This is a genomic window from Eubacterium sp. AF19-12LB, from assembly GCF_003479125.1.
Classification (GTDB): domain Bacteria; phylum Bacillota; class Clostridia; order Lachnospirales; family Lachnospiraceae; genus Eubacterium_U; species Eubacterium_U album.
In genome coordinates this window covers 168949-192896 of the sequence record NZ_QUGP01000003.1, presented here as the reverse complement: position 1 = coordinate 192896, position 23948 = coordinate 168949, and the positions used below count along the sequence as shown (strand labels likewise).

Genomic DNA, 23948 nt, shown 5'->3' with positions numbered 1-23948 from the left:
TAATATATAATGAATTGAGGATGTTTAAGGAGAATAAAAATGAACAAGAAAAATTTTTCAATCTCAAAATGGTTCGATGAAAACAAGTTATATTTGCTTGCTTTTATTTTGCCTGTAATTTCAATGTTATTTGTTTACTACTTTAAGGATGTCTATCCTTTTGGAGACCAAATGTACCTTCGTAGTGACTGTTATCATCAGTATGCACCTTACTTAGATATTTTAAAAGAAAAATTATCTTCCGGTGGCAGCCTTCTTTATACCTGGGAAATTGGTGGTGGTATGAACTTTGTAGCTCTTGCGGCTTACTATCTTGCAAGTCCGTTCAATCTCTTAGTTTTATTTTTACCGGGAACAATTTCAGATGCAGTAAGTTTCTTTATTATTGCTAAAATGGGACTTGCCGGTTTTTCAGCTGCATACTATCTTTCAAAAAGATTTGGTAATAAAGACTTAAGCGTTGTGATATTTAGTATGCTTTATGCTTTATCAGCATATTTTGCAGCTTTTAGTTGGAACATTATGTGGCTTGACTGTATGTTCCTTCTTCCATTTATTATGCTTGGACTTGAAAGACTTGTTAATGAAGGAAAATGTAAAATGTACTGCATTTCTCTTGCTTTAACAATTTTTTCTAATTACTATATAGCAATTATGTTATGTATTTACAGTGTTTTATACTTCATTTACTTATCATTAGTTCGTAATTTTGATGAAGAAATAAATAAAGTTAAATCTCACCTTATTGCAATTAAAGATTTTGCTTTATATTCATTATTAGCAGGTGGACTTGCAGCATGCGTTGTTCTTCCTGAATATTTTAACCTTTTAACAACAAAATCTGCTGACTCAAGTTTTCCTGAAAAACTTGAAGAATATTTTTCAGTATTATATATGTTATTCAGATCGTTATTTGCAATTCCGGTTGCAGATTTAAAGTATCCACATGACCCTAATATCTACTGTTCTATCATAGTATTTATTTTGGTTCCATTATTTGTAATCTGCAAAAAAATTAATATCAAAGAGCGAATTGGCAAAACAGCTTTAGCTTTAATTTTCCTTTTAAGCTTTAGTTTTAATATTCCAAACTACATATGGCATGGATTCCATTTTCCAAACAGCCTTCCATGTAGAGAATCATTTATTTACATTTTTCTTATTGTAACTATGGCATATGAAGCATTTTTACATATAAGAGAAATAAATGGAAAACATTTAGCCGCTACTTTTGCAGGCTCTGCTTTATTAATTCTTGTATTAGAAGAATTGTTCAAGAATGCTGACTTTTTCAGTGATTTAGTAATAACAACAGACATTACAAAAATAATTTACACAAGTTTATTATTCCTTGTTATTTACGTTGTACTTATTGCATTGTATAAATATCATGAGAACAAATCATTTATAATTTCCTATTTAATTGGATCTATTATTTTCATAGAATTGATACTTAATTTTACTATTACAGGTATTCCAAGTACTTCTAACAGGGATGCTTATGTTGAAAGTAACGAAGCCTTCAAGCAGTTAAATGAAGCTGCAAAGAAAGATGCTGACGCTGATGGAGTTAAGTTCTATAGAAGTGAACAGTTATCACATAGAACACGTAATGATGGAGCATTGTTCAAATACAATAGTATTTCTACTTTCTCATCTGTATCATCCGCAGCTATTCAGGATTACTTTACTTCTATCGGATTACAGACATCATTTAACGCTTATTCATCATATGGAATTACTCCACTTACAGCAGCTTTATTCTCATTAAGATATGAATACTCTACCGGTGATACTTCTTTCCCTTCAGAAAGTTCACTTTTATCATCAGCAAGTTATATGGCTGATGGAAATAATCAGACAACACTTAATATTTATAAATATGAAAAGAGTCTTCCTCTTGGATTTGTAATTAATTCAAGTACAATGTCTGAATGGGATTTATCAGGTAGTGACCCATTTACAATTCAAAACAGTTTTGTAACTACAGCTATTAGCGGTGGCAGTACAATATTCCATAAAATTCAGTCAGATAGTACAGCTTCATTTACTGCAGAATTTGCTACAAGCGACGGAACAGATAACAATATTCCATCTGTTACTCCTTCAAGCCTGGATGTATATTTCTACTGTCCTACATCTGCTGAAACATTAAATGCAAATATTACTACACCTGATGGTGTTTCAACTTCACAATCTTTCTCATCAACACAGCAGAATTATATCTGCCACATTGGTACTGTTGAGAAAGGAAGTGCAATTACAATTACAGCCGGAGACGGTTCTGCAATTTCTGAATGTTATGGATATGCTTTTGACAGTGATGCATGGGCTGTTGATTACGAATTATTAAATTCTCAACCATACACTATTGAATCATTTAAAGATACAAAAATTGAAGGTTCTGTAACTGCTGCTTCAAGCGGATTGCTTTACACTTCTATTCCATATGACAAAGGTTGGTCAGTATACGTTGACGGGAACAAAGTAAAACCTATTGCTATATGTTCCGGCTCATTAATGGGTGCTTATGTATCGCAGGGAACACACTCCGTTACATTTAAATATACACCTAGTGGATTTGTTTACGGAATACTTATTTCACTTGTATCATTGTTAATTCTTTTAGCTCTTATATTTAAGAAAAAATTAATTGCATTAATAAAGAAAGAAGCTATAAACGGCAATGGCAGCAAGAGCAAAAAAGATAATGCCAAAAGTAATAATTCTAAAATTAAAAATGAAAGTATAAATACAAATAGTAATAAAAATAAACAGAAAGAAATAACTTCTGAAAACAATGCTACAGATAATAATCCTAAAGCTTCTGAGCATTAATCAAATAAAAGATTTATGAATTAGAATTAATAATAAGCATAGATATGAATATATACTAATACGAATATATATCAATGTATTATATTTCATTCATAACAATATAAAAAAAGAACTGAAAATGATATTTTGTCTGCTTGACATTAACGTATCATTTTCAGTTCTTTTTTTTTATTATTAAATTAAATATATGTTGGGTCAAAAACCCCAGTTTGGATACTTACGGATTTTTTGTGTCATGTACACTCACAATCCCAATCTTAAATAATTCAAATTATATTATTCAGCTGCAATAGTATCAAACACATCCATTATATTTGTGCTAACCATATTTTCTCCATCAGGAAGTGCTATATCATCCCATGCAGATGTATTAAAATCACTCTTTACGTCGCTGATATAATTGTCATATACCTTACTAAATGCAGAATTCTTAGTACTTTCAATAATTGCACTCTTATTCTGTGCTGTCTCATCTTTTAAATAACTGTTTTCACAATATACCAGATATAATCCGTCATCCTGAGTAATTATTGAACTCATTTCTTCATTTGCTAAATCAAATGCGGCAATTTCATAATCCTGTGTTGCCTCATTTTTCTTTATTGTTTTTGTTACTAATTCATCATCACTATACTGCTTTGCTTCTTTTGCAAATGTCTGATATCCACCATTAACAAGACTTATTACTTCCTCTAACTGTTTAGTTGCTTTATTTGTTTTCGTCTTTGTAGTATCGATATGAATATACTGAACTTTAATTACTCTGGCTTCTTCATCGCTTATCTCTTCTCCTACATTAGCTGTCAATGTATTATAAGCTTTCTTTGCCTTGTAATAATTTGTAAATAATGTTTCAACTGTCTCTTCTGTTGCCGTTGTATAATCCTTTTCTTCATCTGTAAGACTATTATAATACTCTTTTGCTGCTGCAGCTATTGAAGTCTTTTCTGCATCATCTATTGTTACATTATTCTTATCAGCTAAAGCTGCCATTGTGTATGTGATTGATATATCATTCTTTACTTCGTCTTTTACAAAATCACCAAGTGTAGTCTTCTCAATTTTCTGGCTCCAGTCAACAATTCCTCCAAAGTCATTTTTGTATTTATTTGCACTGTTAAGTATTATTAATTTTGCTTCCGACACCGAGCATATTAATTTGTCTACTACAAATGCCTCATCACTTTTAAGTCCAAACAACTCTCCGACTACAGGAGTATCGCTTTTTAAACCACATCCACTAAGAACTGTTGTTGCCATTACCATACTAATGCCTAAGGCAATAACTTTTTTCTTTATCATAACTGATACCCTACCTTTCAATTACATTCTCAAAATATCTTCTAATATAGAGTCAACATCAGGAGTTATATGCTTTGCACACTTTCTTATATCTGAAGGAGAATGTTGCATTGCATAACTATAATAAGAACGTTCAAACATTTCAACATCATTATAATTATCTCCAAATGTTACTGTATCTTCTGAAGTAACTTCGAATATATGCTGTACAACTGCAAGTGCATTTCCCTTATTCACATATTCATCAGTTAAATCTACCCAATTATTGCCTGATATGGCGATTTTTATTTTATCACCCCATCTGTCAACTATTGATTCATAAAATTCCTCTGTAAGTCCATATTTTGCATATATGGAGATTTTTGTAATAGGTTCTTTAACTTCCTTAAAGTCCTTTACATTTTCTGTGGAAAATCCATGCTCTGCAAGATATCTTGTAAAATCAGTATCATATGTGCTTACATAAGATCCTGTTTCTCCTGCTAAAAGAACTCTGCAGTCTCTTTTCTTCTGCATTTCATTCATTATTGTTACGCTAAGCATTTTATCTATAGGTGTCTTACATAAGACTTTCCCCTGATACATAACAACTCCACCATTATTAGTGATATAAATAATGTCATTTTTTATCTTTCCAAAAAGGGGTCTGATAGCATCATAGTCTCTCCCTGATGCTACCGCAAACAAAACTCCTTTTTCCTTTAATTCACCCAAAAGAGACAATGTTTTCTCACTTATTCTTGTCTCCCCCGGTTTTATTAATGTTCCATCTACATCGCTTACAACTAACTTTATCATTGTTTTCTCTTTCAATTCCTTTTAATTTATTACTACATATTACTGCTATTTGCTCAAAGATACAACCTTAGAATATTTTCCATATACTTTTTTCCCATAAACTACCTTGTAACTTCTTACTTTGTAATAATATGTATAGCCGGAAACTGCTTTACCATCAGTAAATTTTACAACAGTATTTTTCTTTGTTGTTCTTACTCTTCTATATTTTAACTGGATGTTTGACTTTTTGTATACCTGATATCCTGTAACCCATTTATCTCTCTTCCATCTTACTACAGCACTATTTCCCTGCAACGCCATTGCGGATACAAATTTTACCCTCTTTGGAACTACTTTTGCAGATGCTGCTGCTGAGAATGATGATTTATGTGTTTTTCCACCACTAACAGTATAAGTTCTTATTTTGTAGCTATATGTGTTTCCTGTAACAAGTTTTTTATCTTTATATGATGTTACGGAAGCCGACAATTTAGCAATCTTTTTATATTTGCCTGCACTGTTTCTTCTGTAAATAATATATCCACTTACATTTGTTGCCGCATTCCATGTCAGTTTAATTGTGTTCTGATTATATGAAGCAACAGACTTAAAGCCAATCTGACCTGAAATAACAGTTATCAATGCCGTTGCTGTCTTTTTACCATTGTTAGTAGTAACTGTAATTGTTGCTGTTCCCGGAGCTACTGCTGTTACCACTCCCTTTTTAACTTTAGCTACTGCCGTGTTATCTGATTTCCATTTTACATTTTTATTAGTAGCATCCTCAGGAATCACAGTTGCTTTTAAAGTATATGTGTTTCCCACTCTTAAAGTCTTCTTTGTTTTATTAAGTTTTACTCCTGTTACCGGACGTATAACTTTAATTTTACAAGTACCTACAGCTCCACCTATAGCTGTTGCAGTCGCAGATATTGTAGCATTTCCTACTCCAACACCTGTTACTTTTCCTGTTTTTGAAACTTTAGCTACTGACGTGTTACTTGAAGTCCATGTTACTGTCTTATCCGGTGCATCAGTAGGATATACTGTTGCATTTAATTTTACTTTCTTACCTACACCAATTGTTGCCTTTGTCTTATCTAATACACATCCTTTTGTGAATACTTGTATTGTATATGTTGCAAAATTACCACTTACTGCAAATGCTCTTATTGTAGTTGTTCCATCACCTACAGCGGTAATATTTCCTGCATCATCAACTGTTGCTACAGCAGGATTGTCTGAACGGTAAATTACTTTTTCATTAGGATTTGATGTAGTTGCCTTAGCACTTACTGTTGTACCTGTAATCAAATTATTTTCAACTTCAGGTGTAACATATTCTGTTGAAACATATCCTGTATAAGAAACTCCGTTTTTTACTACATCAACTTTGGTCCAATATGGATTACTTAACCAGCTTACTGAATACTTTCTGTCTGTAAGCACGTTTTCTTTTATTGTAACGACATCATCTTTACTTAATTTAGTTAATGAACTATATCCGGTACTTGGGCCCTGTCTAAGATTTACATTTGATGTAATAACACCTGTCTTATCTCCTGATTTGCCCATTGTAACAGTTGTATTATCTCCAGGCATATTGTTGTATACAGGAATTATAAAATGACGCTGATTACTTTTAATTCCCAATGTATCATAAGCTTTTGCTGTAGTTCCTGTCTCTGATGCACAGCCAAATATATTTGTCATGTACTGATGTTTATATGTATTTTTAGCTGTTACATTAAACTTCTGCAAATATGTTGTATTCTGTCCTACATTGATATACTTTTCAGCTATATATTGTGCTCCACCTATTATTGAAGCTCCCGGAGTATTCCAAGGTGTACCATATCCATTCTTTGCGTTTGAAGCCCATTTTAAACCGTTTAAAATGGGCTGTGAACTTGTACTTGCACCTATATTATAGAAATTATAAATTCCTTTATATGATGTTGAATAATTTCCGGATACACTTCCACTTGCTCCCATTCCTGCATAAATTCCGTTTCTACCTGAACCTACTTCCTGTAATATTTTTGAAGCAATATAATATGCACTTGCACCTGAAGTCTGAGCCGCCTGCAATATCTTTGATGAATAGCTTTCTGCCGTTGGAATATATGTTCCATTTGCATCAAGGTAAGCTATATTTGTATTAGCCATAAATGAACCTGTAAGTATTGCCTCAACGCCTGCCTGTGTCTGATTAGCTACATCATATGCTAAATTTTCAAACATAAAAACATATGTATCGTTAAGAAAATTTCTTGGATCCATAAAGTATGCTACTGCATTTTTAGAAGCTGTTACCCATGTACTTCCATCTTTTGCAATATATTTTCCTGTAGCTGTATTATAGTCACCTGAAGCATTGCTCTGTAAAAACTCTGAATAGTTTGTATGTGTAAGACTTCTGTCATTAGATGCTTCATTATCTACTGCTGTTCCAAAATCAATTCCTGTATTAAAAGGCTGAAATGTCCAGTTAGGATATGTTGCATGTAACTGTCTTAAATACGGCTTGTAACTTTCCGGAAATCCACTTATGCTCGCCTCAAATGTTGCGTCATCTGCTTTGACTTCCGTAACTCCACTAAACTGTATGCTACTTACGATAATTGCAATTGCTAAAATTGTAACCTGTATATTCTTTGCTATTTTTGTAAAAATTTTACTTTTCAAGTGTATCCCTCTTTTCTCCTAAGTCCTTATTTATATTCGGACTTTAACACCTTTCGTATCTCTTCTTCCTGTTTTAAGTTTTCTAAGTTCAACTTTCTTTCCCTTGTATTCAACAACATCATTGTCTCCTACATCTAACAGATAAACATTACTTACACAATCATCTGCATTTAATTTAATTCCTCTTACACCAACTGCAGTTTTCTTCTTTTCAGGAATCTCCTTAAGTGGAAATCTTAAAAATACCCCATTTTCCGTCTGAAGAACTAATATTTCCCTTGTATACTGAAGTTCTGTATTATTTCCTGCACTATCCATTTGCGAAGGTGTATCAAAATTCATTTCTAACTGAACATCATCCATAGGCATAAATTCGTCATCTGAACCTCCTGTTAATGCAATCGGCATTTCATACTCTTCATCCTCGACAGGCTTTGAAGTAATTCTTGTAATCTGAACTCCTACAAGACTGTCATCTTCCCCAAGCTTTGTAGCTGCAATTGTATTTCTTGTTGTCTCAAATTCACTGCCATCAACAAGCTTCATCATACCTTTTTTAGTAGTAAACAATAATTTCTTATCTTTAATCATTGAAGCACTAAATAATGCCACAATGCTTTCTCCTGCACTACTGTAATTTCCAAGATTATCTATTGGAACACCTTTATCCCTAAATTTTTTAATCGGCATTTTTATTATCTTTATCTGATGCATGTTTCCATTGTCTGTAAAAATGCACACCTTGTCTGTATTCATGCAATTAAAATAATATTTGTTTTCTTTAATTACCGCTTCTCTGTTTCTGTCAAATGTGGCCTGGTCAATTAATTTGGCATAACCAAATTTATCCATTACAAATACTACTTCCTGCTCAATTATCTTATTATCATCAAATACAGCTTCTTTTCCATCTTCAATAACAGTTCTTCTTGGCTGACCATATTCTTTCTTGATTGCAAGCAAATCTTTCTTGATTACTTTTGTCATGGAACGTCTGCTGTGAAGAATATCCTCGTATTTAGCAATTTTATTTACTAAATCTTCATATTCTTTCTGCAATGCAAGAACTTCTAAACCTATTAATTTAGCAAGTCTTAAATCAAGAATTGCCTGTGCCTGCTTTTCTGTAAAATTAAGATTAGCTGCTAACAGTTCTGATTCAGGATTCTTAAATTTAATGCCTTCAGTATTTCCATTTACAAGACACTCCTTTGCCTGTTTTAACTGCTGACTTCCTCTGATAATTTCAATAATCAAATCAATAATATTTGTTGCTCTTATAAGACCTTCTTTTATTTCTTTTTGTTCTAAAGCCTTATTAAGCATTGTTGTATATTTTCTAGTAGTTATTTCATACTGAAAATCCACATTATACTTAATTATTGATTTAAGCCCCATAACTTCCGGTCTTCCATCAGCTATGGCAAGCATATTTACACCAAATGTATCTTCAAGCCTTGTCTTTTTATATAGCATATTTGTAAGTTTTTCTACATCTGCTCCTTTTTTAAGTTCAAGTACTATTCTTATACCATTTTTATCTGATGCATTTGAAATATCAACAATATCATTTGTTTTTTTATTTTCCACAAGTGAAATAACGTCTGATATAAATTTACTAATATTAGCACCTATCATTGTGTAAGGAATTTCTGTTATTACAAGCTTGTCTTTCTCTTTTCCTTTACCTTTTTCAAATTCAAGCTTTCCACGTAATTTTAATTTACCGTTTCCTGTCTTATAAATGTCTGCCAACTCGGATTTGTTGGCTACAATTCCTCCTGTTGGGAAATCCGGTCCCGGCATTATTTCCAGTAATTCTTCTGTTGAAATGTCATTATTCTCCATATATGCGATAACTGCATCTATTACTTCACCTAAATTATGAGTAGGTATATTTGTTGCCATACCAACGGCAATACCTTCTGCTCCGTTAACTAAAATGTTAGGAACTTTTACCGGAAGAACTACAGGTTCTTTTTCCATTTCATCGAAGTTAGGCATGAAATCAACAACATCTTTATCTAAGTCTGCTAAATATACATCCTGTGTAAATTTCTTTAATTTTGCTTCCGTATAACGCATTGCGGCAGCTCCGTCTCCTTCAATTGAGCCGAAGTTTCCGTGCCCGTCTACTAAAGCCATTCCCTTTTTAAAATCCTGAGACATTACAACTAATGTTTCATAAATTGAGCTATCACCATGTGGATGATATTTACCCATTGCTTCACCAACTATACGTGCTGATTTACGATGTGGTTTATCATAGTTAAGTCCTAACTGTTCCATGGCGTACAAAACTCTTCTCTGTACCGGCTTAAGTCCATCTCTTGCGTCAGGAAGTGCTCTGGCACAAATTACGCTCATAGCATAATCTATGTATGATTTTTGCATTACCTCAGAATATTCTGTTTTCACTATCTGTTCTGACATATGTTACTCCTATATAATATGTATTGTCCCTCTCTACGATGGGGTTGGTAATCGGAAACATCTATAGAAAATAAATTCATTTTGTTTCCTAAATGCTTATATATCTAATTCTGCATCTGTCGCATGTTCGTAAATGAAGTCCCTTCTAGGTCCTACGTTATTTCCCATAAGCATTTCTGTTACTTCTGATGCTAATCTTGCATCTTCTATTTCTACCTGCTTCAAAATTCTCGTTTCAGGATTAAGTGTAGTTTCCCACAACTGGTCTGCATCCATTTCTCCTAAGCCTTTATATCTTTGAAGCGTAAATCCTTTATGATCTTTTCTGTATTTTTCTAAAGCCTTGTCATCATATAAATACTGACCTTTTCCCTTTTTAGGTACAACCTTATATAATGGCGGTGTTGCTAAATAAACATGTCCATGCGTAATTAATTCAGGCATAAATCTATAGAAAAATGTTAATAACAATGTATCGATATGAGCTCCGTCAACATCGGCATCCGTCATTAAAATAATCTTGTTAAACTTTAATTTTTCTATATCAAAATCATTTCCATAACCTTCAGAAAATCCACATCCAAACGCATTAATCATTGTCTTAATTTCTGCATTTGCAAGAACTTTGTCGATAGAAGCTTTCTCAACATTTAAGATTTTTCCTCTTATAGGTAAAATTGCCTGTGTTCTACGCTTTCTTGCGCTTTTTGCTGAACCACCGGCAGAATCTCCTTCGACAATAAATATCTCACATTCTTCTGCTTTTCTGCTTTCACAGTTAGCAAGTTTTCCATTACTGTCTATTGAAAACTTTGTCTTTGTAAGCATATTTGTTTTTGTTTTTTCTTCCTGCTTACGGATTTTTGCTGATTTTTCAGCACATGCAATAACATTTTTAAGCACTTCAACATTTCTGTCAAAATACAATACCAATTCTTCACCTGTAATTTCAGCAGCAACTTTTCCGGCATCAGGATTATCTAATTTTGTCTTTGTCTGTCCTTCAAATCTTGGTTCAGGGTGCTTAACTGCCACAACTGCCGTCATACCGTTTCTAACGTCTGCCCCTGTAAAATTAGCATCCTTTTCCTTTAATATTCCTAATTCCCTTGCATACTGATTTATTACCATTGTAAATTTTGATTTAAATCCTGTAAGATGTGTTCCACCTTCCTGTGTGTAAATATTGTTACAAAATCCTAAAATATTTTCAGAAAATTCATTTACAAACTGAAATGCTACTTCCATTTCAATCCCATCAACAGTCTTTTTGAAATAAATTACATCATGAACCTTTTCTTTTTCTTTATTTAATTCTGCAACATACGCACAAATTCCATCAGGCTCATGGTAAGTAATTACTTCTTCTTCTGCAACTCTTTTATTTTCAAATATAATTGTAAGATTTGGATTTAAATATGCTGTTTCATGTAATCTGCTTTTAATTGCATCTGCTTTAAAATAAGTTTTTTCAAATATTTCGCCATCCGGGTAAAACTGTACTGTTGAACCTGTGTCATTTTTTCTACATGTTCCTACTTCTTTCAAAGGATACATTATTTTCCCACGCTCATATCTTTGATTATAAACTTTTCCGTCTCTTTTAACATTTACCTCTAACCATACTGAAAGCGCATTTACAACTGATGCACCAACACCATGGAGACCACCGGAAATCTTATAACCTCCGTCTCCAAACTTTCCTCCGGCATGAAGTACTGTAAATACTACTTCAACTGCAGGACGCCCTGTCTTATCATTTATATCAACCGGAATGCCTCGACCATTATCACTAATAGTAGCACTACCGTCTTTTTCCAATGTTACTTTTATTTCATTACAATATCCTGCTAAATGTTCATCAACTGAGTTGTCAACAATTTCATAAATCAAATGATTAAGCCCTTTTGTTCCAACACTTCCTATGTACATTCCGGGTCTTCTTCTAACCGCTTCTAACCCTTCTAATACTGCAATACTATTACCGTCGTAATTACTTTTTGCCATTACTAACTCCTTGATTACTTATTTGGATTCAAAAATCCATTGCCAAAATGTTTTCTTAATAATCTGTCTTCATCTTCAAAATGAGCATAATCGTTAAGTCTCTCGATATGATATGTTCCCAATTCTTTATCATACATAATCTCAGATATACTACAATTTTCAAGTTGTCTGCCAAATGTAAGCCACTTAGCATAATCAGCCTTAACTATGCCTGTAAGTAATGCCCTTATAGCACCTCCATGAGTTACTACCACTACATTTTCATAATCTTTATGTGCTATCTCATCTATCGCTTCAAAAACTCTGTTAAATACCATTTCACAATTTTCGCCACCGGGATATGCCATATCCTTTTCCATCTTTGAACGCTCTGCGAGAAAATCCTTATATCTTTCTTTAAGAACACTGTTTTCAAGTCCTGTTAAATCACCAAACTCTGCTTCCCTTAATCTTTCATCAACAAATCTTGGTTTCTTAACATATTCATTTATTATATCTGCTGTTTCCTTCGCTCTTATTAAATTACTTGAATACACAGCTTCAATTCCATATTTAGCCAAACGCTTTCCTACCAAGTGCGCCTGCTCTCTACCTTCATCCGACAATTCCACATCAACATTACATAATTTACTGTTCTGTCTGCCATGTCTAATTAAATAAATATTCATATCACACCTGCCTTATCTTAATCTTTCCTTTTTTCTACATATATATGATACCTTCAGATTGCTTCGTGCTTCACACTCTCGCAATCTGACCAACATTCGCATATCGTGGGATTTCATTCCACTTTTATGCTCATGTTGGGACGGGTCATGAATTCCATAAACCACATTTGAGCAAGCTCATGTGGTTTATGGAATTATAACCCTGGTATCACAGGTATTGAATCATTCCAGGACCTAATTTGTCCGTTGGTCTTTCTATAAATCCACATTTTTTATAAAAATGTTCTCTTCCCTTTGCACACATTAAATCAAACATCATTTCCGTACCTGGAATCTTTAATTCTAAAACAAATTCTTTTATATTTTGTAATAGTCTGTATCCTATACCACTTCCCTGATATTCCGGTACTACAATCAAATCCTGTACATAACATATAACTGCTCCATCTCCCACGACTCTTCCCATTCCTACCGGTTTGCCATTTTCATATGCAACAACTGTATATAAACTGTTTTCCAATGCTTTTTCAGCCTGTTCTTTAGTCAATGGTTTCCATTTAACTTTTCCCCTTAACATCAAATATGTATCTACATCTAAAACATTTTCTTCAAGTACCATCTTGTTCCTCTATTCAATCACATATTTTGCCCACTTTAACTAATACATTATACTTTATCTGCCAATTCACTTCAAGAAATTTTATTTTTTGCTTTGTTTTTGCTTTATTTTCATGATTATTATTTTTCATTTTGCCCACACTATTTTTATGCAGATTATTTTGTAAACCCATTTTGTAGATTATTTTTGTGGAGGTAATTACAGATATGAAAAACAGATATGCTTTTATAAATTCTTTTAGTTTTTCCCTGATTTTCAAATTATTCGTTTTAGGAATAGCATCATTTTCTTTATATTTACATATTGATATTGATGATTTACCAAATACATTTAGATTTTTTGGATACTTTACCGTACTTTCTAATTTATTCTGTTTTATTATATTACTTTTAAATATTATCAAAATGATTTATAACCGTATTTCTTTTTCGGAAAAATATACTGCTTTAAAAGAATACTCACATTTTTTTGTTTTATTTAAAGGAATGAGCCTTATGTCAATAATCTTAACATTTTTCATATTTCACTATATGGTTGCTAATTACAAATATCCTCTGCTTATAAATAACATCTTAAATCTTCCTATAAAAGATTTATTCGCTCATTATCTGCTTCCACTTTTTTATGTTATAGACTGGCTTCTTTTCGCCCCTAAGGGATTGCAGAAATTAAATGCTCCCTTCATCTGGACTTTATATCCTTTTGTTTATCTTATTTTTACATTTGTAAGACTCTATCAGGTGCCTGAGTCTTCATATTTTCATTTAAATGAGGCTCCTTATTTTTTTCTTGATATAAATAAACTTGGATATGAGCGGGTAACAATTTTTTCAATAATTATTCTTTTTATTATTTTGTCTATTGGATATTTGATTATCGGAATCGAAAAAATTATGTGTATACTTCAAAATCGAAAGTTATAATCCAGCTTTCACTTATTTTGCACGCAAACAAATACCAGGCTGTGAATGTAATTCGCAGACTTGTTATTAACTTGAGTTACCCCCCCATTCTTGACAAAGGGCAAAAAATAGTGCTTCACTTTTCCAGCAAAGCACTATTTTTATACTTATTTTCTGAAAGTCGGTTTTCATACCACTTTCGGTTTTCTTATTAAGTTTATTTTTCAATTTCTAACCTAATACAAAGCATCTGATTGCCATGTCAATTCCAACGATAACCAACAATGCTCCACCTGCTATATAAGCCTTTGTTTTTTGTTCAAATCCTGCTCTGTATCCTGTATACATTCCTGTATATGCGGCAACCCATGTTACAACCACTACTAAAATTCCTAAATTCAAAGGATTCGTATTACAAAGTCCTGCTGCAATACCTGTAGTTATTGTATATCCTCCAATTACCACCAATGGAAGAATGTATTTTTTTAATTCCATTTTCTCTTCTAATTTTTCATTGATTATATCATTCTTTAGTGCCTTAATAATTAACCTTATTCCTAGCAATACAAATATAGCAATTGCCAAAATGTGTCCAATAACTACTTCGTCGGCTGTTGTTACTATGTTAATTAAAAGTCTTGAAATTATATATCCTACTCCAAGCATTACAAGCTGAAGCAACGAAAGAATTACTCCAATTATAGTAAGTCTGCTTTTTTTAATATTTGCCACCATGGAGCCATTACACTCCATGATTGCAAATACTTCAAAGGATATACCAAATATAATCATTACATTTTCAATCCAAGTCACACAACCCCTCCCTTTTATCTGCTTTAATTTGAGGTTGAATATCAATTGATTTTATATCAATTTATTTTCACAACTAACTAAACCTAATGTTATTCACATAACATATTATGTGCTTTATTTTTATTATTTATCAGCTGAAACTCCATCAGTCTTAATAATGAACTTAACGTTGCTGTTTACTCCATCTGCTGTCTTAGTAAATGTTGTATAATCCTGAGCTGCTCTTGAAGTTGCGTTTATTCTGTTAACTAACTTCTTAACATCTCCGTTGTATGATGAAATAAGTTTCTGAATTGCTTCATCATTGAATTCTTTCATTCCATCTTTAAGTTCATTTGCACCATCATCTAACTTACTTACGCCATCACTAACAGTTGTTGTTGCTTCATTTAACTGTTTTGCACCTTTGTTAAGAGTATCATTGTTTGCAACTAATTTGTCACTACCTGTTTTTAACTTCTTAACACCTGACTTTAATGTTGGCATGCTATCATTTAATGTTCCTACACCTGTGTAAAGTGGAGAAATAGCTTTTTCATATAAAGTTTCAATTCCTGAATCTAATGATTTTGCACCATCTTTTAAGTCTGAGCTTCCTGATACAACTGATGATAAACCTGATTTAATCTGGCTTGCACCTTCAGATACTGATTTTGCTCCGGCTGCTAACTGCTTTGTGCTGCTTGCTACGCTTGTCATTGTAGTATCCAATGTATTTACACCTGTTGCAGCTTTTCCGGCTCCTGTTGCCAATTCTTTAGCACCATCCTGTAATTCTTTTAAATCTTCTTTCTTAGCTGAAACATTGTCTGCTACTTCATCCATAACTTTCAATGAAGCTACAGCTTCTGATAAAGAATTAACATTTTCTGTTGTTTTTGTAAGAACCTTTGCTGCACTCTTTGCATCTGTAACACCATAAGCATCAAGTCCTGTATAAGTATCTGCTGCAATTGCTGTAAGAATTGCAGTCTGAAGTTTCTTAGCATCTTTTAATGCTTTGTCAGCCTCATCGTATGACTTAACTCCGGCTTTAGCTAATTTTGTATAAATTCCTTTTTCCTGCTCTGCGATTGTGTTTCCAAGTCCGTTAATTGTGTCAGCTACTTCATCAACACCTGCGCTTACTTTCAATGCTCCATTCTTCAAATCTGTCATTGAAGTATTTAATATTGAAACCTGACCTGCAATTGTTGTTACACCATTGCTTAATGTTTCCATGTTAGTGCTTACAGTATTACTTCCTGTAGCTAATGTATCTGCACCTGTTGATAACTTATTAACACCTTCATTTAATGTCTTACTTCCATCTGCAAGTGCTTTAGCACCACCACGGATTGTCTTTGAATTTTCTTTTGTTCCAAAGTTTGTATAAATAGCATCTACAGCTTTTTTAACTGACTTCATGCCTTTTACAAGTTTTCCTGAAGATTTATATAATGTATTAATTCCTGAGCTAACCTGACTTACACCACCTGTATATGTTGCAATACCATTTTTAAGTGTAACCATTCCTGATTTAAATTCAGGCATATTGTTATTTAATGTATCAAGTCCATCTGCCAAATCGCTTGAACCATCCTGTAATTTTCCTGCTGCATCATCAATTTCGTCAACTTTTTCATCTAAATCAGATAAATCAATATCGCTAATGTCAAATCCTTCATTACACAACGCAACTGTCATTGTCATATCAAGACTGAAGTTTTCAACGTCTGCTGTCATCTCAACATAATCAGGAATTTCCACTTCATCATCACTCAAATCAAGATTATCTTTCATTCCCGGCATTGCCATACCAACTACTATCTGATTTTTGCCATCAGAAATTACTTTACCATTTTTAACATCTACATTCTGGAAATCATCATTTAAAATCATTCCCGAAACTGCGATAAACGGTACATAAATTTCTTCTTCTGCTCCATTTATGTCTGCTTTAACTTTTTCGTTATTTGTGTAATCAAATCTTACAGTAACTTTTCCACTCTTTCCGGCGATTTCATCTGCTGTCATTTCTTTTCCGTCTAAATAATATGTTATTTTAACATTAACAGGAGTTTCTTTTTCTGTAGTTCCCTGATAATAAATATCATTTCCTTTTGCTTCCCATTTGATGTTTTCGCCATCTTTTGTAAATGTTTCATCTCCATTTACATTCTTAATATCTTTCAAATCAGATTTATCTACAATAACATCTTCTCCTGCTGCATTTTTCAAATGATCACTTACGATTGTGCTTGTAGCTTTACCTGTGTTATCAGCAATTACATATACTGTTTCATCTTTGCCTATTTCTTTTTCTGAAACTGAGATAACATTGTCAATTGCATCTTCTAACTCGCTCTTGTCATCACTATTTACATCTGTCTGAGTTTCTTCTGTAGAAACATCCTCCGGATTTGCAAATGTTGTATATCCATATGTTGATGCACCTGCAACAACAACTGTCATTGCACATGCGATTGTTCTTATTATAAACTTCTTACTAATTAAATTTGATTTTCTCATAGCGAACCTCCTACTTATTTGAAACTAACTCTTTGTTAATGAAACCTTTACTTGTTTTAATTATTAATTTATCAAATATCATAAATAATGACGGTAAAACAAATATAACTACTATCATACTTATGATTGCTCCTCTTGCCATTAAGTTACACAATGAACTAATCATATCGATGTTAGAATACATACCTACACCAAATGTGGCTGCAAAGAAACTCAAAGCACTAACTATAACTGACTGCATTGATTCTGTAAGAGCCTTTGTAATTGCTTCTTTCTTAGGTAATCCTGAATATCTGCCGTTCTTATATTTTGTTGTCATAAGAATTGCATAGTCAACTGTTGCACCTAACTGAATTGTACCAATTACAATTGATGCGATGAATGGTAATGTTGTTCCTGTGTAATATGAAATTCCCATATTCATACAAATAGCCGCTTCAATAACCGCTACTAAAATAAACGGTAATGAAATTGATTTAAATACAAATAATATAATTACAAATACCATTGCAATTGAAAGCGCATTAACTACTTTAAAATCGGTATCTGTTGTTTCAATTAAGTCTTTAGTACAAGGTGCTTCACCTATTAACATTCCATGCTTGTCATAACTCTTTATTATTTTTTCCAACTGAATACACTGTTCATTTACTTCATCTGAAGCCACCGCATATTCAGAACTAATTAATAAAAGTTCATATTTATCATTAATCAAATCTTCTGAGAGATTCTTCGGAATGATATCTCTTGGTATTGACGGACTTAATATTGAATCAATACCTAATACTGTTTTAACTCCATCTAAGTCTTTCATCTGATTAATCATCTTATTTGCATCTGCCTGTGAAAGACTGCTGTCTACCATTGCGATATGAGTTGCACCCATTGCATACTGTTCATCCATCTTAGTATTTGCTGTAATACTTGGAAGTGTCTTTGGTAATGAACCGACTAAATCGTAGTATACTTTGTTGTTCTTGTAACCAAATGCTGCAGGTACTAATAATATTAAGAAAATAATTATGCAAATAGTTCTTCTCTTAATAACTGTTTTACCAATTCTACCTACATCAGGGATAATTGGTTTATGTCTTGTCTTCTGAACAAATTTATCAAAGATTAAAAGCATTGATGGTAAAATTGTTACACATCCAATTACACCGAATACTACACCTTTTGCCATTACCACACCAAGGTCTAAACCTAATGTAAATGTCATAAAACATAATGCAATAAATCCGGCAATTGTTGTTATTGAACTTCCTGTTACTGAAGCAAGTGTTTCACTAATTGCATTTGCCATAGCCGTATTATGATCATCCGGCGTTTTTTCACACTGTGCTTCATAACTGTGCCATAGGAAAATTGAGTAGTCCATTGTAACAGCCAACTGAAGTACTGCTGTTAACGCTTCTGTTAAATATGACATTTCACCTTGAATGAAATTTGTACCAAGGTTATAAACAATTGCCATACCAATTCCAAGTAAGAAGAATAATGGTGCTGCTGCTGAATCCATTGTTAACTGTAAAATTATAAGTGAAAGGATTGCTGCGATAATTACATAAATTGGAATTTCATGCATTACCAAATCTTTAATATCTGTAACTACAGACGACATACCACTTATATAACAATCTTTAGATGCAACTTTTCTTAATTCTTTTACTGCATCCATTGTTTCATCTGAAGACATTGATGAATCATATAAAACAATCATTAATGTGCTGTCAGCATCTTTATTATTGAAAAATTCCCGGATATCATTTGGAAGAACATCCATTGGAACTGTAAGGCCTGCAATTGAGTCATACCAGATAACTGATTTTACATGTTCAACTTTCTCCATGTCCTTTCTCATTGCTGATATATCTTTTTCATCCATTCCTTCAACTACACATAAAGAAAAGGCTCCTGTTCCAAATTCATCTAACAGAATATCCTGTCCTTTCATAGTTTCCATATCCTGTGGTAAATAGGATAAAATATCGTAATTAATTCTTGTTGTTATAAAACCAAATGCAGAAGGTATTAATAAAAGTAAACTGATAACAAATATCAATACTCTGTATTTAACAACTTTTTGTCCGAATTTTTTCATTCTTATCACTTCACCTTTCTTATTTTTCTGCACTCAGTATAAAAAAAAAGACCGAATACTTAAATATTCAATCTTTTTGCCATGTCTCTTTTAAATATACAAATCTGTCAATTTGTATATTTGATTTATTCAACTGTAATATCATTGTATTTTACATCTGACACAAAATTTTAACATTAAAAGAAATCTGTCATCTGCTTAGTCATCATATATTCATACGCTGCTGCAATTTCTCTTGGTGGGATATTCATCCCTGACTTTATCCATTCTATAACGATATAACACATAGACTGCGCATAAAACTGTGCAACCCTCTCATACGTAATCCACGGATGAGCCTTATCCATCTTAGGTCCCTTTTTCTCCATAATTGCAAGTAGTATCTGTCTTACACAATCCTCTGCGATACTCTGCAATGAATTCTGTCCTTCTAACTTTACTGCATTCATATAAAAAGGCTTGTCTTTTTCTAATGATGTAAACATCAAGACAACCGCTTCATTAAACATTCCATTCTCAATTAACGGAGCCGCCGGCCTTATAATCTGCTCCATAACTATCCATTCTATCAGTTCATATTTATCTTGAAAATGATTATAAAATGTTGGTCTGATTACTCCTGCTTTATCCGTAATATCTTTTATGGTTATTTTTTCGATAGGATGTCTACTTGCAAGTTCCTTGAAACTTTCTGCCAACGCTAAATCAATTGCCTGCTTTCCCTGTCCTGTCATATTCTCCTCCTAGTGTTTCACACGCATTCTCTGTTCACTCTCTCCATAATATTCACAACTATGGCTTAGTATAACACGTTTCCACTTTTTTTCAACCTGTGTTATAATTATAAAAATAGTAAAATTATACGATTTAATCATATATTTACGGAGGATTTTAAAATGAATAAAATAACAAGTTTTACAATAAACCACCTGAAATTATTACCGGGTGTCTACGTTTCAAGAAAAGATAAAGTAGGCGATAATGTTCTTACAACATTTGACCTTAGAATTACCCGTCCAAATTATGAACCTGTTATGAATACTGCCGAAATTCATACAATAGAACATCTTGGTGCAACTTACCTTAGAAACAACTTTGAGTGGGGTGATAAAACTATATATTTTGGACCAATGGGATGTAGAACAGGTTTCTATATGATTCTTGCCGGAGACCTCACTTCTAATGATGTATTGCAGCTTGTAAAAGATATGTTCCTATTTATAAAGAACTATGAAGGTGATATTCCGGGTGCAAGTGCAAAAGACTGCGGAAATTATCTTGATTTAAATTTATATATGGCTAAATTTATTGCTGCAAAATATTATGACATTTTATCAAATATTACTCCTGAGCAATTAGTTTATCCTGAATAAAATATATTGTTATATATAACAAAGACCCTCTTACCTTATTTAATAAGAGGGTCTTTACTATTACTATTTTAATTTCATTAATTTACAATTTTCTATACCTGCGTCCCAAAATTTGCTTAAAGGAAGGTTTCTAATCTGACACACAATACTTGAATTCATTGCTCCATGCCCTACAATAAGAACATCTTTTCCTTCATTTAAATCAGGCATAACAACTTCTTTAAGGAATTCTCCTGTTCGTTTAAACAACTCATAAAATGTTTCGCCTTCCTTAACTCCTTTGTATTTTTCAGGTTCTTTAAAAAATGTACGAATAGGACTATCTGTCGCTTTCGCCGGATTTTCCATTCCTTCATATATTCCAAAGCTCATCTCTCTTAATCTCTCATCATATATAATAGGAACATTTCTTCCTTCAAGAACTAATTTAGCTGTTTCTTTCGCTCTTACTAAAGTTGAACAATAACATACATCAAAATTAATATCTTTATATTTTTCCCCGGCAATTTTTGCCATCTGTCTTCCTTCTTCATTTAATGGTATATCTGTTCTTCCCTGAAGTTTATGTAATTCATTCCATTCAGTTTTTCCATGTCGCATTATGTAAAGCATTTTTGCCTCCTAAACTATGCTCTTCCTTCCGGTAATTTCTTTATGATTGTATTATAAATCCTTATTAAAAATGTAAGTGATACTGCCAACGAAATAATTTCTGCAATTGGGAATGACCACCATACTGCATGTAATCCGCCTACTTTTGCAAGAATATATGCTGCCGGTACTAAAACAAATAACTGACGCATAATAGAAACTATCATACTAAATACCGCTTTTCCTAAAGCCTGAAATACTGTTCCCGCAACGATACAGAACCATGCAATTAAGAAATGAATTCCTATTATTCTAAGTGCCGGTATACCAATTTCTAACAGCTGTTGTGAAGAATTAAACATTCCAAGAAGTACCTGTGGTATTGCTTCAAATGCTATAAATCCAACAAACGTCAGACAAAATGCTACTGCCATACTTAATTTAATGGTATGAATCATACGTTTTCTCTGCTTTGCTCCATAATTATAAGCAATAATAGGTGTAATTCCGTTGTTCAATCCAAATACAGGCATAAAGAAGAAACTCTGTAATTTGAAGTAAACACCAAAAACAGCCGTTGCCGTCGATGAAAATTCTATTAAAATGCGGTTCATGCAATATGTCATAATTGAACCTATTGACTGCATAATAATAGATGGAACACCTACTGCATATATTGTTCCAATAATTTTTAAGTCCGGTTTAAATCCTTTAAAGCTTAATTTAACATCATGATTATATTTATGATTACATGCGGCTGCCACAATTCCTGCAACACACTGTCCAATAACTGTCGCAATCGCCGCACCTGTAACACCCATTTTTGGTGCCCCAAATAAACCGAATATTAAAATAGGGTCTAAAATAATATTAGTTACTGCACCTGTAAGCTGTGATGTCATGCTGAAAATAGTTCTTCCTGTTGATGTTAATAAACGTTCAAAGAAAAACTGTGTAAATAACCCAAATGAGAAAATCATAACTGTACTCAAATATTCAATTCCCATTTCCATTATTTCAACATCTGCATTGCCAATCTGACTTAAATAAAAAGGTTTAACAACACTAAATCCTAAAATCAAGAATAAAATATAGCTTAAAATATATAATACTGCTGCATTTGCCGCCGTGTCATTTGCCTTTTTAAAATTCTTTTCTCCCAATGACTTTGATAATAAAGCGTTCATACCAACTCCGGTACCTGCTCCCACTGCAATTAACAATGTCTGTAATGGAAACGCTAACGAAACTGCTGTCAACGCATTTTCTGACAATTTGGCAACAAATATACTATCCACAATATTGTACAATGCTTGAACAAGCATTGATACCATCATAGGCAATGACATATTAAAAATCAGTTTACCTACAGGCATTGTTCCCATTTTATTTTCTTCTTTTACTTCTGTTGCTATTTCCTGACTCATTTTTCCTCCAAGCTACTATCTCATGATTATTAAAATATTAAGTATATAACAATCTATAATAATTCCAGTTTAATAATTTTTTAGTTCCAATCGAGTACTATAACACAAACCTTTTTAATAGACAACTATTTTAATTACAGCCAGTACAAACAAGTGAACCGGATAGAAAAGGTAGAAAAACCATTTCCATTTATATTTTCCTCTTTTTCCATTATAAAAGGCAATAGGAATAACACTTAAACTTCCAAGCCATTGAATACCCAAAGAATAAAATCCCATATTAAATACCATATTTCCAATTGCTTTTCCTATATGATATTCTCTAAATGTATAGAAAAAGAATATAAGTAAAATTCCTGTATAACTGTATGTAACCTTTAGTATATATGCAAGTCCCATAGCGCCAAATACAGCAATTAACTGGGTAATCCAATTTAATGTACCAAAACTAAATACTTTTAATAAGATTTTTGGATATCTTATTCTAAACATTGATATATTATATAAAATCCATATCATTATATAGCCTATAAGCAGTCCTACCATTACGCTCTGACCTAATAGATTTATAAAATGTCCATGTATCATATCGTAAGGTACTTCCGAAACAACAGCAAATAGCAAAAGCCTGTATAAATGTTTTTTCTTATCTCTTGTGTGATAAAATCCTTCAACAAGTAAAAAGCAATATATAGGAAAACTCAATCTTCCAATACTTCTCATTACCATATATAAACTACTGCCTTGCGCTAAAAAAGCCATAGCAATATGGTCAATAAGCATAGTCACTACAGCTATAATTTTTAAGGCAAATGAGGATAGTCCATATTTATCCAAATCAATATACATCCCCATTCCTTTTTTATTTAATTCCTGAAAATTCATAGATTATGTA

General features: G+C 32.6%; 17 protein-coding genes. 3 read left to right on the top strand and 14 right to left on the bottom strand.

The window, feature by feature from the left end; all coding sequences use genetic code 11:
• Positions 1-39: 39 nt before the first annotated feature.
• Positions 40-2838 carry a YfhO family protein gene (locus DWX29_RS04040; RefSeq protein ID WP_118565234.1) on the top strand — a complete coding sequence of 933 codons (2799 nt, stop codon included), beginning with the start codon at positions 40-42 and terminating at the stop codon, positions 2836-2838.
• Positions 2839-3114: 276 nt separating this feature from the next.
• Here the strand turns inward: DWX29_RS04040 and DWX29_RS04035 are convergent, their stop codons facing one another.
• From DWX29_RS04035 to DWX29_RS04005, 7 genes are all read right to left on the bottom strand, one after another.
• Positions 3115-4140: a peptidylprolyl isomerase gene (locus DWX29_RS04035; RefSeq protein ID WP_147365039.1), complete on the bottom strand. Its 1026-nt coding sequence runs from the start codon at positions 4138-4140 to the stop codon at positions 3115-3117.
• Between the two features lie 21 nt (positions 4141-4161).
• On the bottom strand, positions 4162-4938 hold the full coding sequence (locus tag DWX29_RS04030; RefSeq protein ID WP_022089381.1) for a Cof-type HAD-IIB family hydrolase: 777 nt from the start codon (positions 4936-4938) through the stop codon (positions 4162-4164).
• A gap of 45 nt (positions 4939-4983) precedes the next feature.
• Positions 4984-7608: an Ig-like domain-containing protein gene (locus DWX29_RS04025; protein WP_118565232.1), complete on the bottom strand. Its 2625-nt coding sequence runs from the start codon at positions 7606-7608 to the stop codon at positions 4984-4986.
• 30 nt (positions 7609-7638) lie between these two features.
• Positions 7639-10041: a DNA topoisomerase (ATP-hydrolyzing) gene (locus DWX29_RS04020; RefSeq protein ID WP_022089383.1), complete on the bottom strand. Its 2403-nt coding sequence runs from the start codon at positions 10039-10041 to the stop codon at positions 7639-7641.
• A gap of 96 nt (positions 10042-10137) precedes the next feature.
• Positions 10138-12048, bottom strand: coding sequence for a DNA gyrase subunit B (locus DWX29_RS04015; RefSeq protein ID WP_022089384.1), 1911 nt, complete (start codon positions 12046-12048; stop codon positions 10138-10140).
• Positions 12049-12062: 14 nt separating this feature from the next.
• Positions 12063-12716, bottom strand: coding sequence for a histidine phosphatase family protein (locus DWX29_RS04010; protein WP_118565231.1), 654 nt, complete (start codon positions 12714-12716; stop codon positions 12063-12065).
• A gap of 208 nt (positions 12717-12924) precedes the next feature.
• Complete coding sequence (locus tag DWX29_RS04005; RefSeq protein WP_118565230.1) at positions 12925-13335, bottom strand: GNAT family N-acetyltransferase; 411 nt, start codon at positions 13333-13335, stop codon at positions 12925-12927.
• A 206-nt stretch (positions 13336-13541) separates the two neighbouring features.
• Between DWX29_RS04005 and DWX29_RS12635 the strand changes: the two genes are divergently transcribed.
• Positions 13542-14258, top strand: a complete 717-nt coding sequence (locus DWX29_RS12635) for a Pr6Pr family membrane protein (protein WP_158574497.1) — start codon at positions 13542-13544, stop codon at positions 14256-14258.
• A gap of 210 nt (positions 14259-14468) precedes the next feature.
• On the opposite strand, the gene DWX29_RS03990 is transcribed toward DWX29_RS12635, so the two are convergent.
• The 4 genes from DWX29_RS03990 to DWX29_RS03975 all read right to left on the bottom strand — a co-directional run bounded on the left by DWX29_RS03990 (position 14469) and on the right by DWX29_RS03975 (position 20396).
• Positions 14469-15050, bottom strand: a complete 582-nt coding sequence (locus DWX29_RS03990; protein WP_118565227.1) for a manganese efflux pump — start codon at positions 15048-15050, stop codon at positions 14469-14471.
• 123 nt (positions 15051-15173) lie between these two features.
• A complete protein-coding gene (locus DWX29_RS03985) occupies positions 15174-17561 on the bottom strand; it encodes a hypothetical protein (protein WP_118565226.1) in 2388 nt (795 codons plus the stop codon).
• Positions 17562-17571: 10 nt separating this feature from the next.
• Positions 17572-19662 (bottom strand): MMPL family transporter, encoded by a 2091-nt coding sequence (locus tag DWX29_RS03980; protein ID WP_117910014.1) that lies wholly within the window; start codon positions 19660-19662, stop codon positions 17572-17574.
• Positions 19663-19838: 176 nt separating this feature from the next.
• The gene (locus tag DWX29_RS03975) at positions 19839-20396 is read right to left on the bottom strand and encodes a TetR/AcrR family transcriptional regulator C-terminal domain-containing protein (RefSeq protein WP_022089391.1); all 558 of its coding nucleotides are present in this window, start codon (positions 20394-20396) and stop codon (positions 19839-19841) included.
• A gap of 162 nt (positions 20397-20558) precedes the next feature.
• On the opposite strand from DWX29_RS03975, the gene DWX29_RS03970 reads away from it, so the two are divergent.
• On the top strand, positions 20559-21035 hold the full coding sequence (locus DWX29_RS03970) for an S-ribosylhomocysteine lyase (RefSeq protein ID WP_022089392.1): 477 nt from the start codon (positions 20559-20561) through the stop codon (positions 21033-21035).
• 63 nt (positions 21036-21098) lie between these two features.
• Here the strand turns inward: DWX29_RS03970 and DWX29_RS03965 are convergent, their stop codons facing one another.
• The 3 genes from DWX29_RS03965 to DWX29_RS03955 all read right to left on the bottom strand — a co-directional run bounded on the left by DWX29_RS03965 (position 21099) and on the right by DWX29_RS03955 (position 23902).
• Positions 21099-21647, bottom strand: a complete 549-nt coding sequence (locus DWX29_RS03965) for a histidine phosphatase family protein (protein WP_118565225.1) — start codon at positions 21645-21647, stop codon at positions 21099-21101.
• Between the two features lie 14 nt (positions 21648-21661).
• A complete protein-coding gene (locus tag DWX29_RS03960) occupies positions 21662-23053 on the bottom strand; it encodes an MATE family efflux transporter (protein WP_117910013.1) in 1392 nt (463 codons plus the stop codon).
• A 114-nt stretch (positions 23054-23167) separates the two neighbouring features.
• A complete protein-coding gene (locus DWX29_RS03955; RefSeq protein ID WP_158574496.1) occupies positions 23168-23902 on the bottom strand; it encodes a TraX family protein in 735 nt (244 codons plus the stop codon).
• Positions 23903-23948 lie beyond the last annotated feature (46 nt).

Coding starts and splice junctions, on each gene's coding strand:
- DWX29_RS04040 (WP_118565234.1), top strand. CDS start 40: ATGAACAAGAAAAATTTTTCAATCTCAAAATGGTTCGATGAAAACAAG.
- DWX29_RS04035 (WP_147365039.1), bottom strand. CDS start 4,140: ATGATAAAGAAAAAAGTTATTGCCTTAGGCATTAGTATGGTAATGGCA.
- DWX29_RS04030 (WP_022089381.1), bottom strand. CDS start 4,938: ATGATAAAGTTAGTTGTAAGCGATGTAGATGGAACATTAATAAAACCG.
- DWX29_RS04020 (WP_022089383.1), bottom strand. CDS start 10,041: ATGTCAGAACAGATAGTGAAAACAGAATATTCTGAGGTAATGCAAAAA.
- DWX29_RS04015 (WP_022089384.1), bottom strand. CDS start 12,048: ATGGCAAAAAGTAATTACGACGGTAATAGTATTGCAGTATTAGAAGGG.
- DWX29_RS04010 (WP_118565231.1), bottom strand. CDS start 12,716: ATGAATATTTATTTAATTAGACATGGCAGACAGAACAGTAAATTATGT.
- DWX29_RS04005 (WP_118565230.1), bottom strand. CDS start 13,335: ATGGTACTTGAAGAAAATGTTTTAGATGTAGATACATATTTGATGTTA.
- DWX29_RS12635 (WP_158574497.1), top strand. CDS start 13,542: ATGAAAAACAGATATGCTTTTATAAATTCTTTTAGTTTTTCCCTGATT.
- DWX29_RS03985 (WP_118565226.1), bottom strand. CDS start 17,561: ATGAGAAAATCAAATTTAATTAGTAAGAAGTTTATAATAAGAACAATC.
- DWX29_RS03980 (WP_117910014.1), bottom strand. CDS start 19,662: ATGAAAAAATTCGGACAAAAAGTTGTTAAATACAGAGTATTGATATTT.
- DWX29_RS03975 (WP_022089391.1), bottom strand. CDS start 20,396: ATGACAGGACAGGGAAAGCAGGCAATTGATTTAGCGTTGGCAGAAAGT.
- DWX29_RS03970 (WP_022089392.1), top strand. CDS start 20,559: ATGAATAAAATAACAAGTTTTACAATAAACCACCTGAAATTATTACCG.
- DWX29_RS03965 (WP_118565225.1), bottom strand. CDS start 21,647: ATGCTTTACATAATGCGACATGGAAAAACTGAATGGAATGAATTACAT.
- DWX29_RS03960 (WP_117910013.1), bottom strand. CDS start 23,053: ATGAGTCAGGAAATAGCAACAGAAGTAAAAGAAGAAAATAAAATGGGA.
- DWX29_RS03955 (WP_158574496.1), bottom strand. CDS start 23,902: ATGTATATTGATTTGGATAAATATGGACTATCCTCATTTGCCTTAAAA.